15 protein-coding genes are annotated in these 14,004 nt (G+C 37.4%); 13 read left to right on the plus strand and 2 right to left on the minus strand.

Annotated features, from left to right (window positions below; translation table 11 throughout):
* Positions 1 to 877: muconate/chloromuconate family cycloisomerase (locus tag AC1M87_RS10435; protein ID WP_481593647.1), on the minus strand; the 877-nt coding region annotated here is incomplete at its 3' end.
* A gap of 114 nt (positions 878 to 991) precedes the next feature.
* Here AC1M87_RS10435 and AC1M87_RS10440 point away from each other — a divergent pair.
* The 5 genes from AC1M87_RS10440 to AC1M87_RS10460 all read left to right on the plus strand — a co-directional run bounded on the left by AC1M87_RS10440 (position 992) and on the right by AC1M87_RS10460 (position 6,606).
* Entirely contained in the window at positions 992 to 1,882 is an 891-nt protein-coding gene (locus tag AC1M87_RS10440; protein ID WP_481593648.1) for a LysR substrate-binding domain-containing protein, read from the plus strand.
* 167 nt (positions 1,883 to 2,049) lie between these two features.
* Positions 2,050 to 3,396 (plus strand): spinster family MFS transporter, encoded by a 1,347-nt coding sequence (locus AC1M87_RS10445; RefSeq protein ID WP_481593649.1) that lies wholly within the window; start codon positions 2,050 to 2,052, stop codon positions 3,394 to 3,396.
* Between the two features lie 36 nt (positions 3,397 to 3,432).
* On the plus strand, positions 3,433 to 4,425 hold the full coding sequence (locus AC1M87_RS10450) for a helix-turn-helix transcriptional regulator (RefSeq protein ID WP_481593650.1): 993 nt from the start codon (positions 3,433 to 3,435) through the stop codon (positions 4,423 to 4,425).
* A gap of 88 nt (positions 4,426 to 4,513) precedes the next feature.
* Positions 4,514 to 5,629, plus strand: a complete 1,116-nt coding sequence (locus AC1M87_RS10455) for an NAD/NADP octopine/nopaline dehydrogenase family protein (RefSeq protein WP_481593651.1) — start codon at positions 4,514 to 4,516, stop codon at positions 5,627 to 5,629.
* Positions 5,620 to 6,606, plus strand: a complete 987-nt coding sequence (locus tag AC1M87_RS10460; protein WP_481593705.1) for a 3-hydroxybutyryl-CoA dehydrogenase — start codon at positions 5,620 to 5,622, stop codon at positions 6,604 to 6,606. Before AC1M87_RS10455 ends, AC1M87_RS10460 begins: the two co-directional genes overlap by 10 nt.
* A 30-nt stretch (positions 6,607 to 6,636) precedes the next feature.
* Here the strand turns inward: AC1M87_RS10460 and AC1M87_RS10465 are convergent, their stop codons facing one another.
* Positions 6,637 to 7,104: a MarR family winged helix-turn-helix transcriptional regulator gene (locus tag AC1M87_RS10465; protein ID WP_092767678.1), complete on the minus strand. Its 468-nt coding sequence runs from the start codon at positions 7,102 to 7,104 to the stop codon at positions 6,637 to 6,639.
* 138 nt (positions 7,105 to 7,242) lie between these two features.
* Here AC1M87_RS10465 and AC1M87_RS10470 point away from each other — a divergent pair, with 138 nt between their 5' ends.
* The 8 genes from AC1M87_RS10470 to AC1M87_RS10505 are packed head-to-tail and all read left to right on the plus strand — an operon-like array spanning position 7,243 to position 13,995.
* Entirely contained in the window at positions 7,243 to 8,376 is a 1,134-nt protein-coding gene (locus AC1M87_RS10470) for an amidase (RefSeq protein ID WP_481593652.1), read from the plus strand.
* Positions 8,373 to 9,530, plus strand: a complete 1,158-nt coding sequence (locus AC1M87_RS10475) for an acyl-CoA dehydrogenase family protein (protein ID WP_180000396.1) — start codon at positions 8,373 to 8,375, stop codon at positions 9,528 to 9,530. Before AC1M87_RS10470 ends, AC1M87_RS10475 begins: the two co-directional genes overlap by 4 nt.
* 24 nt (positions 9,531 to 9,554) lie before the next feature.
* Positions 9,555 to 9,914 (plus strand): hypothetical protein, encoded by a 360-nt coding sequence (locus AC1M87_RS10480; RefSeq protein ID WP_035266405.1) that lies wholly within the window; start codon positions 9,555 to 9,557, stop codon positions 9,912 to 9,914.
* 10 nt (positions 9,915 to 9,924) lie between these two features.
* Entirely contained in the window at positions 9,925 to 10,452 is a 528-nt protein-coding gene (locus AC1M87_RS10485; RefSeq protein WP_092767685.1) for a nuclear transport factor 2 family protein, read from the plus strand.
* A 39-nt stretch (positions 10,453 to 10,491) separates the two neighbouring features.
* Complete coding sequence (locus AC1M87_RS10490) at positions 10,492 to 11,769, plus strand: aromatic ring-hydroxylating oxygenase subunit alpha (RefSeq protein WP_035266339.1); 1,278 nt, start codon at positions 10,492 to 10,494, stop codon at positions 11,767 to 11,769.
* A 10-nt stretch (positions 11,770 to 11,779) separates the two neighbouring features.
* Complete coding sequence (locus tag AC1M87_RS10495; protein ID WP_481590755.1) at positions 11,780 to 12,265, plus strand: aromatic-ring-hydroxylating dioxygenase subunit beta; 486 nt, start codon at positions 11,780 to 11,782, stop codon at positions 12,263 to 12,265.
* Between the two features lie 9 nt (positions 12,266 to 12,274).
* The gene (locus AC1M87_RS10500; RefSeq protein WP_092767689.1) at positions 12,275 to 13,012 is read left to right on the plus strand and encodes an SDR family NAD(P)-dependent oxidoreductase; all 738 of its coding nucleotides are present in this window, start codon (positions 12,275 to 12,277) and stop codon (positions 13,010 to 13,012) included.
* A 29-nt stretch (positions 13,013 to 13,041) separates the two neighbouring features.
* Complete coding sequence (locus AC1M87_RS10505; RefSeq protein WP_481593653.1) at positions 13,042 to 13,995, plus strand: PDR/VanB family oxidoreductase; 954 nt, start codon at positions 13,042 to 13,044, stop codon at positions 13,993 to 13,995.
* Positions 13,996 to 14,004 lie beyond the last annotated feature (9 nt).

Below are 14,004 nucleotides of genomic sequence, written 5' to 3' on the forward strand. Positions count from 1 at the left end.
GATCTACACCAGCGAGGTTTGCAATGGTTGCTACATCACGACCTTCGAGTAGGCCACCAGACTGAGCAACTTTTACAGCAAACACAGAAGCGGCATTACGCTTCGCTAAACGATAAGCTGTACTTGGACCCATCAATGACTCATCCGCCATAATGGCAATATCAAAACGACGAGTTAAACGCTCCATGGCATCAATATTGTCAATCGCACATGGCTGTTCAATTAGATCCACACCACCATCTTGCAGCAGTTGAATACCTTTGATCGCTTCTAACTCAGACCAAGCACGGTTCACATCGACACGGATAGAAATATCAGCGCCTAACGCTTTTTTGATGGTGAGAACATGCTCAACATCTGCTTCTACAGCACGAGAACCAATTTTTAATTTAAAGAAGTTATGACGCTTGGCTTCGATCATCTTTTTTGCTTCAGCGATATCTTTATCCGTATCACCAGAAGCCAACACCCAAAGTACAGGGACGCTGTCACGCAGACGGCCACCTAACACTTCAGACAGAGGCAAGCCTAAACGTTGAGCTTGAATATCGAGTAAAGCAGTTTGAATGGCACATTTTGCAAAACGGTTGCCATTAATATTCTTCTTCAACACTTGCATAATTTGAGCAACGTTGAGATCAGTAAAAGTTTTGAGTAGTGGAGCAAAATAAGTATCGATATTGGTCTTGATACTTTCAGGGCTTTCTTCACCATAGCCTAAGCCACCGATGGTGGTTGCTTCGCCCCAACCAATGAAACCATCCGAAGTTTCGATTTTAATGAGGACTAAGGTTTGAGTTTGCATCGTTGCGACCGCCATCTTGTGTGGGCGGATCGTCGGGATTTCAACGAGCAAGGTTTCAATATTTTTGTACATGCAGCAATATATTCCATTAATATATGCTAAATACCTTATTTGAAATAAAGTATTGAAAATAGAGGTTAAGTAGTATATTAAAATACTAAAAAAGTATGGATTGAGGAAATTTCAATGGAATTAAGAACATTAAAGTATTTTGCTACTGTGGTCGAAGAAAAAAGTATTACAAAAGCTGCTGAAAAATTATGTATCGCACAACCACCACTTACACGACAAATCAAAAACTTAGAGTCAGAGTTAGGTGTCGTATTATTTGAAAGAGGCATGAGACCGATCAAAACAACTGAAGTTGGAGAATTTTTTTACCAATATGCTGTACAGATACTGACCTTAACAGCACATGCTAAATCGATGGTAAATCGATATAAAGTGACAGATACTACGGTACGAATTGGGTATGTTGGTTCGCTTTTTTATTGGAAATTACCTGAGATCATTGATTATTTAAGAAAGCATATTGCAAATATAAAAGTTGAATTAGTGGAATGCGGAACCAGAGACCAGGTAGAAGCTTTGAAATTGGGAAAAATTGATATTGGGTTTGGTCGATTAGGAATTAGTGATCCTTCAATAAAAAGAATAGTGATCGAAAGAGAGCAACTTTTTTTAGCAGTGCACAAAGATCATACATTAGTGACCCAAAATGTTAAGGAAGTACATTTATCACAATTGGTCAACGAACATATTTATATATATCCAAATACTCCTAAACCAAACTTCTCAACTTTTGTTCAAGGAATATTCTCTGAACTTGACTTAATTCCCCAAAATCTGATCGAGACGAGAGAAATCCATATGGCATTGGGAATGGTGTCATCTGGTGAGGGGGGGTGTATTATTCCAAAGAGTGCATGCTCTATAGGTATGAAAAATTTGAAATTTATACCAATTCTAGATAATGAGGCTGAAAGTCCAATTACAGTTGCCTATAGAAGTATCGATAATAATGAATACATCAAACAAATATTAGATTATCTAGACGAATTGAAGAGCATGAAATAATTTTTATGATTAGATTAATATAAAATATCTATTTATATGTAATATTTAATGGAAAAATAAATAGAATAATAATGTTAAAAATGATATTAATTTTATAAATCAGCATAAATTGGCATGGATTTGTCATAGGGATAGCGCTGATCTATAAAATATTTAGGATGATTTCGATGGAAAAAATTTCCGAGTTAAAGAGTAATGATGCAAAAAAAAAGGATATTTATGCTTGGTATGTTGTAATACTTTGCATGGTTGCATATATATTTTCTTTTATCGATCGTCAAATTTTGGCTTTGATGATTGAACCGATAAAAGCAGATTTGAATTTAACAGACACGCAATTCAGTCTACTCCATGGACTAGCTTTTTCTTTATTTTACGCATTCATGGGTCTTCCATTGGCTTATATCGCAGATCGATTCTCAAGACCAAAATTAATTGCTGCCGGGATTGTATTTTGGAGCATTGCAACAGCTTTATGTGGTTTAAGTAAGAACTTTATCCAGTTGTTTTTGAGCAGAATGGGCGTAGGAATTGGTGAAGCTGCTTTGTCACCTGCAGCCTATTCAATGTTTAGTGATATGTTTGCAAAAGATAAATTGGGTCGAGCTGTCGCTATTTATTCGATTGGATCTTTTGTTGGTGGGGGAATCGCATTCTTAGTAGGTGGTTTTGTCATTGGATTACTCAAGGACATGTCTCTTATTGCTGTACCCTTATTTGGAATGTTAAAGGCATGGCAAGTGGCGTTTATTTTAGTAGGTTTACCAGGAGTCATTATTGGCATATTGGTACTTTTAACTGTTAAAGATCCTAAGCGTAAAGGGCAAATGGTCGATGCGCAGGGGAACGTGGTAAAAGTAAAGCTTAGTGATACTTTTAAATTTTTGAAAAAGCATAAAAAAACATTTACATGTCATTATTTGGGATTTACTTTTTATGCCATGGCATTGTTTTGCTTAATTAGCTGGACACCTGCATTTTACATACGACATTACAATATGACAGCTACTGAAGTGGGTTATATGTTGGGTGCCGTGTTGCTGATTTCAAATACTTTGGGTGTATTTTCGGCTGGTTGGATGAATGATTATTTTATTCAAAAAGGCAGAAAAGATTCGCCTATGTTTGTGGGGGTGATTGGAATTGTAGGTCTGATTATTCCAATGATTTTGTTTTCACAAGTTAATGCATTATGGCTATCAGTTACATTGTTGGTTGTTGCAATGTTTTTTGCTTCTTTCCCAATGCCGATCTCAACAACAGCAATGCAAATGCTTTCGCCAAATCAATTACGTGCCCAAATCTCATCTATCTTTTTACTCATCAGTAATTTGATTGCTTTAGGTATTGGTACCACATTAGTGGCTTTAATTACGGATCGTTTTTTTGAAAATCCTTTAATGGTCGGTTCATCGATATCTATTGTTGGTGCAATATCATGCATAATCTGCTTTGTATTATTGAAAGTGGGTTGTAAAGCCTTCGAAAATAGTTTGCAAGTTGAGTCTAAATAAATCATGTCTGAATAAAATAATGAGGGTACACCTATCATGTATTTATCGAATCTGAAACTTTTAAAGAAATTCAACTTATTGTCTTCAAAAGATTATTTTCAGATTAGAGATGTGATAGGACAATACTTGTGCCCTCATCAATTTGAAGTATTGAATGATGAATCTTTAGAAGTAAAATTAAGTGGGTTTTCATTTGGTCAAGTTGCACTATTTGAATTAAGTTACAACGCTCCAGTTCAAATTAGTTTTGGTGCTGAGTGTCAAAGTTATCTGTTTAGATTTAATTTGGAAGGGGAATGTAAAGTCAAATATGATCATTCAACTTATCAACAACGTCCTGGATTACTTACAGTTTCTCATCCTCATTTTGAAAATAGAATTGAACTCAAAGCCAAATGTAGAAATATTATATTAAAAATTGATCATGAGTTGATTAACACTGTTTTATATCGCTTGTTGGGATATATCCCTCAAAAAAATCTTATTTTCGATAGTGGCATTTCCTATACGTCTGAAGAAAGAATTTCAATTTTAGAAACACTGAACTACTTATGCTTTGCATATTCAAACATTGAAAACTGGTGGCAAATTTCTGATAGCTTTAGTTCATATTTGACTGAGTTATTATTGATCAAAATTCCACATAATTTCAGTGAACGAATCGCAGATAAAAAAAATCAACTCATCCCAAGTTATATTAAAAATGCAGCTCATTTGATTGAGCAACATTATATGGAAGCAATCTCGATTGAGGAAGTTGCGAGGCTTGTAAAAGTCTCGGTAAGAACGCTTCAAAAGGGATTTAATACTTATTTGAACCAAACGCCTCTCAGTTTCATGACATCAATCAAATTGGACCGAGTTCATCAAGAACTTAAACACACTCAGGTTGATCAGCCTATAATTGATATCTTCAATGCTCATGGTGTAAGAAGTTTTGGACACTTTACTCGGCTTTATAAAAAACGTTATGGATGCACGCCTTCAGAAACCGTGAAACAAAACAAATTAATAGAAATAAATTCGTAATTCGAATAGCAGCACCGCTTTTTGACGCGAGTAAAAGGAAGAATCTTTCCTACTATCACAATACACAATAAATATGTAAGGGAAGAAAATGAAAATCACAGTTCTTGGCGGTGGACATGGATGTTATGCATCAGCAGTGGAAATGGCGGAAAAAAATCACGAAGTTAAATTATGGCGAAGAGATCGAGATTCACTAAAAGAATTAGCGAAATATGGTGAGCTTACTGTAAAAGACTTTCGTGGCACTAGAACAGTATCTGTTGGGGATGAACATCAAAAAATCCAACTTGAAACTGATTTATCCAAAGCTATTGAAAACGCTGAATTGATTATTATTCCTTTACCCGCAACAAGCCATGAAGATTTATCGATTGAAATAGCACCCTACTTAACATCTGGTCAAGTCGTATTTTTACCCCCAGGTACTTTTGGAACATACCTATTTGCTCAAGCAATGCTTAAAGTTGGAAATAAGTCTGACGTGGCTTTTGCTGAAACGGGTACTTTGCCATATTTAGTAAGAAAACATAGTCCGAATTCTATCGTGATTAGTGTATATGCGACGCGATTGCCTACTGGGGTCTATCCAGCAAAATTAAAAGATCATGCTATTAGAGTATTAAAGCAAGCTTATGACAGCATCGAGCCTATAGAGGATGCTTTGAGTGGAGCTTTAATGAATGCAGGACCCATTATTCATCCTCCATTAATTATGCTCAATGCTGCACCTTTAGAACATTTTGATGTATGGGATATTCATAATGAAGGTACTCAACCTTCAGTGAGGAGAGTAACGAGCTTATTAGATCAAGAGCGAATGAATATTCGTGAAGCATTGGGATACTCGAAACAGCATTTCCCACTCGCAGATCATTACAATAAAGAGGGTGAAGGAGATGAGTGGATGTATGGTAGGGGGGCACATGGTAAGTTGACTGACAGTGGCGATTGGCGCGAGAAAATAGATTTACATTCACATCGGTATATGCTCGAAGACACACGATTAGGCCTGTCATTTATTGTATCGGTTGGTAAGTATGTTGGAGTCAAAACGCCGATTGCTGAAGGGCTTCTGAATATCGCATCATCAATTACTGATAGGGATTTGTATAGTGAGGGTCGCACTCTTGAAAATTTAGGGTTATTTGATTTAACACAGCAACAATTAAAACACCTGTTGAACTCCGGAGAGCAATCTGCATGATTAAAAATATTATTATTGTAGGTGCAGGCAGAATGGGTAATGCGATTGCGATCGCATTCGCATATGCAGGAATTGAGATTGCACTTGTAGACGTAAAAGATCGAAACCCAGCAGAAAAAAATGAATTTCTGCAAAAATGGAATGACAGCCTCGACCAAGAGTTGCATCTCTTAGAACATATCGGGATGTTAGTGAATGATCAATGTAAAGTATTAAAAGAAAGAATTCATTTCTATTTCAAAGATAATCAAACTATTGATTGGAAAAATTGTGAATTAATTATTGAAGGTGTACCTGAAATAATGACTCATAAACAACATTGTTTTCGGTGGTTGGAACCCTTAATTTCTAAAAACTGTATTGTGGCATCAACGACTTCGACCTTTTTGGTCACTGATATAGCAAAATTAATTTCTCATCCAGAACGTATTGTTAATGCGCATTGGCTTAATCCTGGATATTTAATGCCTTTAGTTGAGCTAAGCCGATCTGAGCATACTGCTGATATAGCAGTAGAAAAACTAAAAACATTACTTGAGGCAATTGGTAAAGTCCCTGTGATTTGTAATGCAGTTGCTGGATACATTGTTCCAAGAATTCAAGCATTGGCAATGAATGAAGCAGCGAGAATGGTTGAAGAAAACGTAGCAAGTGCTGAGGATATTGATAAAGCGATTCGTACAGGTTTTGGTTTGCGTTTTTCAGTGTTAGGTATGCTAGAGTTTATCGATTGGGGTGGAGGAGATATTTTGTATCATGCTTCTGAGTATTTGAGAGAAGAACTTGGTGAGCGTTACAAAGCCCCTGATATTATCAAAAAAAATATGAGGGAAAATAGAAATGGTATTAGAGAACTATCAGGTTTTTACAAATATGAAAGCATGGATATTTATCAATATAAACTAAATGTCATATCAAAATTCGCTGAAAATTTGCGATTTAATCAGCTTATTCCACAATATGAAATTATGAAATAAGCGTTAGTAGGTAAAAAGATTTTAGTCTTTTTACCTATTTGGCATTAAATTGAATATTTTCTTTAATTGTAAATTTAGTGACTCAAGTTCTTGTTCATCAAAAGAATTTAATATACCAGCTAAAGTAACACGATTGATCTGATTAATTTCATCCACAAGACCATATCCTTTTTCAGTGAGCTTCACCATAGAAATCCTTTCATCATGAGGGGATGAGAAAACTTCAACTATACCTTCTTCGACTAATCTATAGATTGCCTTAGTTGCAGTTGTTAATTTGATTGTTGCTAAATTTGCTATTTCAGTGATATTGGCTTCACCGAGAGCATTTGTACTCAAAATGATTTTTCTTTTTGTATTATCGAGACCTATTTTTTTTAAAGATTTATCAATCAATTGGGAATACTTACCATTAACTTGAGATATCCAAAAAAATGGGAAATTTTCCAAACTTTTGGGATCGTTATTTGGCAAATAATTTTCAAAATTTTTTAACATGAGCAGCAATTAAACTTAAAAAAATATAATTGATTATACAAGAAAAAAGACAAAGATTATTTTATTTCAAAATAACTTGACAAATACATTAATTTTTCAGATATTGATGTTGAGTATAAAAATACATGGAAAAGTGAATTGAATATTATATCTAGAAGTCTCTCTTTAGGAGATGGAAAAATTAGAGTCGTGGTTAAAGACTCAATTGATATACAAAATGAAGTGACGACACTTGGAACTCAGGCGCGCAGTGGAGCATGCCCTGCATTTTCACATGCTGAAATTATAAAAAATATACTCAGCAGTGATTGCAAAATTATTGGAAAAACTCATCTTCATGAACTTGCATTCGGTATAACTGGAATAAACAAAAACTTCGGAACACCATTAAATGTTAAATATCCGCAACTTATTCCAGGAGGCTCTTCCAGTGGTTCGGCTGCAGCTATTGCGGCAGGTCTAGCAGACTTCAGTATTGGTACGGATACTGGTGGCTCAATTCGTATGCCAGCCGCTTGCTGTGGAGTGTATGGATTAAAACCTTCATTTGGTCGTGTAAGTCGTGATGGTGTTTGGCCAAAAGATACCACTTTAGACTGCGTCGGACCATTCGCATCAGATATCAACAATCTGATTCTTGCTATGCAGATCATTGATCCTACATTTAACGAAATCCAAATCGATCTACAGCAGATTCAATTAGGAATATTACGTGTCGAAGCGGAATCTGAAATTTGGCGTGTCTTAGATGCTGAGTTAACAAAAATTGATTTACCTCAAAAAAATCTATTCATAGACAATATTGATGAGGCATATCAAGCAGGTATGTCGATCATTAATTACGAAACTTGGGGTGCATATCATGATCTTACTCAAACTGGACTTCTAGCCAATGATGTTCAGCAGCGTTTATTAAAAGCATCTGAAACCACTCAACAAGATGTAGAAAATGCTGAATTAATAAGAACTCAATTCACAGAGCAGATCAATGATTTACTCAACAATGTTGATGTTTTGATACTGCCGACACTACCTCAATTTCCACCTAAATTAGACGAAGCTGAAAATACTGTTGCTTTCCTCAATTTAACTAAGCTCGTGCGACCATTCAATCTATCGGGCCATCCAGCGCTTACGATTCCATATGAAACATCAAATGGCTTACCTGTCGGTATGCAATTAATTGCTAAGCATGGTGAAGATGAAAAATTGTGTGCTATTGCACAACACATTGTCGATATTACGAAGCATTCACAAGGAGGTGGCAAATGAGCAATTTAGCCAAAGATCAAACAGAGAGCTTGATTGATCTTGAAGAATTATGTCAAGAGATTAGACAGCGAGCGTGTTCAGGTGAATTTGACGAACAAGCATACGTGAGTCAAGACATTATTCAAAAACTGAAATCAATTGGGGTATATCGTGCTTTAGTTCCTAAACGTTTCGGTGGTGATGAGGTTTCACCGCGTACGTTTTGTGAACTTATTGAAAGGCTCTCTAAAGCAGATGGATCAGTAGGTTGGGTTGCAAGTTTTGGTATGAGCCCAGCTTATCTTGGGAGTTTACCTGAAGAGACACTTTCTGAACTTTATAAAAAAGGTCCAGATATCGTTTTTGCTGGTGGAATTTTTCCACCGCAAGCTGCTCAAGTGACCGATGAGGGTTTAGTTGTAAAAGGTCGTTGGAAATTCTCAAGTGGTTGTAAAGGTGCAGATATCGTTGGTGTAGGCATTGCCCCGATCAAAGATAATGAATCTCATGGCTTACCACGTATGGCTGTTTTACCAGCGCATAAAGCTAAAATTGAAATGACGTGGGATACAGTAGGTTTAAAAGGCACAGGTAGTCACGATCTCATTGTCGATAATGTACTTGTACCTGAGCATTGGACTTTTGTTCGGGGTGAGCCATCTAAACTCAGCGAACCATTTTTCAAATATCCATCCCTCTCTTTGGCGACTCAAGTCCTTACCGTAGTCGGAATTGGCGTAGCCTCGGCGTCATTGGAAGAATTTAGAAAATTAGCTCCAGGTAAGTCGTCGATTACTGGAGGTGCAGAAATTGCTAATCGACCTATCACTCAGTACGAATTTGCGAAAGCTGAAGCTGAGTTCCTAGCTGCAAGAACATGGTTCTACAACACCATGGATATTGTATGGGAAGAAGTACTCAACGGACGAAAACCTGAACCACATTTAATTAGTGATATGCGTCTATCTTGTACACATGCTGCAAGAGTCTGTGCAAAGGTCACACGCAAAATGCAAATGTTAGCTGGCATGACTGCCATTTATACCAACCATCCATTTAGTCGCTTTGTGAATGACACGAATGTCGTGACACAGCATGCATTTATGGGTGATGCAACTTTACAAAATGCTGGTGCGATGAGCTTTGGGCTTAATCCGACACCTGGATATTTATAAATGACCGAAAAGAAGGAAATCGAAATGGAAGCTAAAAAATCATTACGCGTATTGTTCTGTATGGGGATTAACCAAAACTTTTTTGATGCAGAGCCAGCAGAAGCAAAAGCAGTGTGGGCAGCATTTGGTGAAATGTGGAATGGTATCCATGATTTACCTGGCGTGCATGTATACGGCAACTTAGATGATGATCAAAGCATGGTAGGTGCAAGTACGGGTTGGCCTTGGACAACCTATTTATTGGCTGATGTACCTGATATTGAAACAGTTCATGCTGCATGTAACTTATTCCGTACGACTGTGGTCGGAGAAGGTCCATATAAACTTTGGAAGTATTGCAAAGTTGAAGCAAGAGTTGGTCGTGAATTAATTATTCAACGATAAGGATATCGATATGGTCGACTCTAATGAACTCAAAAGCATTCTTCAACGTCTTCAACAGTTGGAAGCGCAGAATCAAATTCGTAATTGCCTAAATCGCTATATGGAAATTTGTGATGAACTTAATCAAAACACAAATTTAGAAGCGCTGATGGATTTATTTGATCGTGAGTGTATTTGGGAGGGGGTAGGGAAAAAATACGCCCAGTCATTTGGTCGGCTTGAGTCTTGGCAGGCAGTATATGACATGTTTAAAACATACACGCTGAAGGACTCGCATTTTGTTATGAATGCACATTTTGTGAATTCTGAACAAATTTATATTGAGGGTGATGTGGCTGTTGGTCACTGGTTGATGTTGCAAACATCAACTTTCAAAACGGGTGCAAGCCACTTGAATGCAGCCAAACTGACAATCCGTTTTAAGCAACAAAATAATGGCATTTGGAAAATCAAACACTTCCAAACAGAAAATATTTTCAGTCGACCAGTAACGCATTGGACTAGTGATGATGAGTTACCAGTACCGCAATCAAATTAAGTCGGTTGAGTTGCATAAACAGTTATAAGGGAATACATGATGAATAGTGCAATACCAGTTCAAAATATTGAAATTGATTACAATGAATTAGTTCAAAGTGACCGAGTGCATACCTCTTTATATAAAGATGCACAAATCTTTGAAGATGAAATGGAAAAAATTTTCTACAGCACTTGGGTTTGGGTTGCTCATGCAAGTGAAATTCCAGATGCTGGTAGTTATAAAACGATTAATATTGGTAAACAACCTGTAGTTGCTGTACGAGATCGCAAGAAAAAAGTCCACGTTTTACTCAACCGCTGTCGCCATCGTGCTGCTACAGTTTGTGAGCATAAAAAAGGCAAAACAAATAGCTTTGTATGTCCATATCATGGTTGGAGTTACGCTTTGGATGGTACATTGCGTGGCGTTCCTTCACCTGAAAGTTATGGCGAATGTTTAGATAAATCTGAATTTCCACTGATCAGCTTACGTGTAGAAGAATATAACGGCATGATCTTTGCGACTTTCAAAGACGATATTGAGCCATTAGAAGACTTTTTAGGTGCTGCGAAAAAGTGGATTGATCTATTCATGAAGCAAGGCGCAGGTTATCCAGTCAAAGTATTAGGTGAACATCGTTTTACATTCCCAGGTAACTGGAAGATTCAGTTGGAAAATACAACTGACGCGTATCATTTCCCATTAGTTCATAAATCATTCTTAAGTTCTGTAGACGAAAAAACAGAAGAGCTTTTCAACTTTGAAAATCAACCAGGCTATGTTGAAGATCTAGGAAATGGTCACAGCGTGATGGTGATGATTCCAGAACTGGTAGATCTTGATGAAGAGTTGATGGAGCGACCAATCCAAGAGCGTTTTGAAGAACTTGCCCAAGCGCTACGTGAAGAAGGTCATGAGGAACTTGAAGTTCGTCGAATTTGCCGTGCTGTCGGTGGTTCGGGCTTTAACTTAAATATTTTCCCTAACATTGCATGTTCTATGGCGTTCTTCCGTGTAATGCAACCATTAGCGGTAGATAAAACTGAAATTCACCACTCAGTGATTACGATGGATGGTGGACCACAAATTGCCAACCAATATCGCCTACGTCTACATGAACATTTCCAAGGTCCTTTCGGTTTTGGTACGCCAGATGATGCGGAAGCTTGGGAGCGTGTACAGCATGGTGCAAATGCGGGCAATGATCTTTGGATCATGTTGAACCGTGGTTTACCAGGAGAAGTCAAAACTGAAGATGGTCTGAAGAGTGACGTGAGTGCTGAAACAGGCATGCGTGGCGCTTACCAACAATGGAAAAAGTTGATGACGGCTTAAGGGGAAGAGCATGAAAATTAATTTAAATCTTTTGAACGAAGTTACAGCATTCATTTGGGCTGAAGCTGACATGTTAGATCATTCAGAGTATCAAGCATGGTTAAGTTTATGGAATGAAAATGGTAAGTACATCATTCCAATAGACCCATCATTGACAGATTACGAAAACCATTTGAACTATGCATATGACAATCACCACATGCGTCAATTACGTGTAGAGCGTTTAGAAAATGGTGAAGCAATCTCGACAGCTCCCAAGGCCAATACTGTTCGCAGCCTGTCACGTGTGCGAATTATTGAAGAAACTGATCACAAGATAATTTTACGCTGTGCACAAAATTTAAGAGAGTTTCGCAAAGAAAATTTGCGTCATTACACTGCTGATGTGATTTATGAGCTAATACGTCAAGAGAATGGCGAACTCAAAATAGACCGTAAAATTATCAATCTAGTCAATTCGACAGATACCTTAGCTGGTATCAGTTACATTCTATAGGAGGTGACCATGTCACAAGTTGTTTTGGTTACTGGTGCTGCCTCTGGTTTAGGTAATGTGATTGCTGAATATTTTGCTGAACAAGGGCATCAAGTTATTTTAACTGCAAGTACCTTAGAAAAAGCGGAAAGTGCTAAAGCTGCGAGTCAGTATCCATCGCAAATGTATCCCTTAAAACTGGATATATCAGTAGAGCAGGACTTTAGAGAAGCAGTGAGTTGGATTGAAACTCATTTCAACAAGTTGGATGTTTTAATCAATAACGCCACAGTAACTAAAGCAACTCCTGTCCTTGAAATCACTGCGAGTGATTTTGATTGGGTGACACAAGTCAACCAACGAGGAACATTTCAGTCATGCCAAATTATTGGTCAATATATGGCATCTAAAGGATTTGGACGAATTATCAATATGGCTTCATTGGCTGGTCAGAATGGTGGTACTGCAACGGGAGCGCATTATGCAGCTTCAAAAGGGGCAATCGTAACTTTGACTAAAATTTTTGCAAAAGAATTTGCCGCTAAAGGTGTGACGGTAAATGCCGTAGCACCAGGACCAATGGAGTCTCCAATAGTACACAGCGTTGTTTCAGATGAAAAAATGGAAGCGTTTATCAATAACATTCCTGTTAAGGCTTTAGGCAGTATGAGTTTTATCGCTGAAACTTGTGCTTTGTTAGCATCCCCACAAGCAGCTTTTGTGACAGGAGCAACATGGGATATTAACGGAGGACTATTTATGCGCTAAGCATTGGCTTAGTCATAAAGGGGAAAACTATGAACGAAAAATACTCCGTAATAGTAAATAAAAGATCAGTAGAAGCGGAAAATGTTGTTGTATTAGATTTAATTTCAGCAACCGAGTCTCCATTACCTGAAATTGAAGCTGGATCACATATCGATCTATTCCTGCCTAATGGTTTAATCCGTCAGTATTCTCTATGTCAAGATCCTAGTTTAAAAGGTGTTTTTCGATTAGGGATCTTAAAAGACGAAGCATCAAGAGGGGGATCACTGTCGGCGTTTAATGACATCTCTGAAGGGATGCAACTACAAGTCAGCCATCCTAAAAATTTGTTCCAATTGTTAGATGCATCTCACAGCGTTTTAGTTGGTGGTGGTATTGGGATTACACCGTTAATTACCATGGCTTATGATTTATTGAATAAGAATAAGTCATTTGAATTGCATTATTGTGCAGCCTCTAAACAAACCGCTGCATTTGTAGATGAAATCAAGCAAGGTCCCTTAGCGAGTTATACAACTTTCCATTTTAAAGATGATGGTGCAAATCATCGTGAATTTTTTGATCACGCAATGAAAGATATTGCCAAAGATTCACATTTATATACCTGTGGTCCTAATGGATTTATGGATTGGATTATTAATCTTGCTGAGTCTAAGGGTTTTAGTTCCGATCAATTACATAAAGAATATTTTCAGGTAGATATTGATTTAGGTGGCGCTAGTTTTGAAGTTGTTGCACAACAAAGTGGTAAAACGATTCAAGTAGCTCCAGAGGAAACTATTCTGCAAGCTTTAGCGCGAGAAGGGATTAAAGTCGAGTTATCGTGCGAACAGGGCGTTTGTGGAACGTGTATGTGTGATGTGCTTGAAGGCGAACCCGATCATCGAGACGTCTACTTTACTGACGAAGAAAAAGAAAGTAATGAGCAGATTTTAGTGTGTTGTTCTCGATCAAAAACACCGAGATTAGTTTTAGATATTTAATAGTTGAAT

This window comes from Acinetobacter sp. 24-47-62 (assembly GCF_056779765.1).

What these genes read in the sequence shown, in the direction of transcription:
- AC1M87_RS10500 (WP_092767689.1), top strand. Translation starts at nt 12,275, where the DNA reads ATGTCACAAGTTGTTTTGGTTACTGGTGCTGCCTCTGGTTTAGGTAAT.
- AC1M87_RS10495 (WP_481590755.1), top strand. Translation starts at nt 11,780, where the DNA reads ATGAAAATTAATTTAAATCTTTTGAACGAAGTTACAGCATTCATTTGG.
- AC1M87_RS10445 (WP_481593649.1), top strand. Translation starts at nt 2,050, where the DNA reads ATGGAAAAAATTTCCGAGTTAAAGAGTAATGATGCAAAAAAAAAGGAT.
- AC1M87_RS10490 (WP_035266339.1), top strand. Translation starts at nt 10,492, where the DNA reads ATGAATAGTGCAATACCAGTTCAAAATATTGAAATTGATTACAATGAA.
- AC1M87_RS10450 (WP_481593650.1), top strand. Translation starts at nt 3,433, where the DNA reads ATGTATTTATCGAATCTGAAACTTTTAAAGAAATTCAACTTATTGTCT.
- AC1M87_RS10505 (WP_481593653.1), top strand. Translation starts at nt 13,042, where the DNA reads ATGAACGAAAAATACTCCGTAATAGTAAATAAAAGATCAGTAGAAGCG.
- AC1M87_RS10455 (WP_481593651.1), top strand. Translation starts at nt 4,514, where the DNA reads ATGAAAATCACAGTTCTTGGCGGTGGACATGGATGTTATGCATCAGCA.
- AC1M87_RS10475 (WP_180000396.1), top strand. Translation starts at nt 8,373, where the DNA reads ATGAGCAATTTAGCCAAAGATCAAACAGAGAGCTTGATTGATCTTGAA.
- AC1M87_RS10440 (WP_481593648.1), top strand. Translation starts at nt 992, where the DNA reads ATGGAATTAAGAACATTAAAGTATTTTGCTACTGTGGTCGAAGAAAAA.
- AC1M87_RS10465 (WP_092767678.1), bottom strand. Translation starts at nt 7,104, where the DNA reads ATGTTAAAAAATTTTGAAAATTATTTGCCAAATAACGATCCCAAAAGT.
- AC1M87_RS10480 (WP_035266405.1), top strand. Translation starts at nt 9,555, where the DNA reads ATGGAAGCTAAAAAATCATTACGCGTATTGTTCTGTATGGGGATTAAC.
- AC1M87_RS10485 (WP_092767685.1), top strand. Translation starts at nt 9,925, where the DNA reads ATGGTCGACTCTAATGAACTCAAAAGCATTCTTCAACGTCTTCAACAG.